This is a genomic window from Nocardia aegles (genome assembly GCF_052545135.1).
On sequence record NZ_JBQWRI010000053.1, the window covers coordinates 1 to 787 of the forward strand.

The 787-nt window shown below is 68.6% G+C and carries 1 protein-coding gene; it reads left to right on the forward strand.

Annotation, left to right across the window (positions count from 1 at the left end):
* On the forward strand, positions 1 to 787 hold a 787-nt coding region (locus ACT89H_RS29410; protein WP_445111925.1), incomplete at both ends, for a condensation domain-containing protein.

The following is a 787-nucleotide window of genomic DNA, read 5'->3' on the forward strand; positions in this document are numbered from 1 at the left end:
AGTCGTTGCCCGCGTATATGGTTCCGGCGTCGATCATGGTGTTGGATGCGATTCCGTTGACGCCGGTGGGGAAGTTGGATCGGGCGGGGTTGCCGGAGCCGGTGTTCGTGGTGCGGGAGTTCCGGGCGCCGTCGACGCCGGTGGAGGAGATCGTGGCGGGGGTGTTCGCGGCGTTGCTGGTGGCGGAGGAGGACGGCCGCGTCGGTGTGGATGACGATTTCTTCGAGTTGGGGGGGAATTCGTTGTTGGCGGCGCAGGCGGCGGCGCGGATCGGGTCGGCGTTGGATGTGCGGGTGCCGGTGGGGTTGGTGTTCGAGGCGAGTACGGTCGCGGGGTTGGCGGCGCGGGTGGAGGCGCATGCGGGGTCGGCGGCGGGGCAGGCGTTGCGGGCGTGGCCGCGGCCGGAGCGGGTGCCGTTGTCGTATGCGCAGCAGCGGATGTGGTTTTTGAACCGGTTCGATCCGGTGAGTGGGGTGAACAATATTCCGGTCGCGGTGCGGTTGAGTGGTGTGTTGGATGTGGCGGCGTTGCGGGCGGCGGTGGCGGATGTGGTGGCGCGGCATGAGGTGTTGCGCACGGTGTATCCGGATGTGGATGGGGAGGGTTTCCAGTTGGTGTTGCCCGTGGAGGATGCGCGGGCGGTGCCGGAGGTGTTGGTGCGGCGGGCGGATGAGTCGGAGGTGGCGGCGTTGGTGGCCGCGGCGGTGAGCGAGGGTTTCGATGTGACGGTGGCGCCGCCGGTGCGGGTGCGGGTGATCGTGGTGAGTGAGTCCGAGCATGTGCTGGT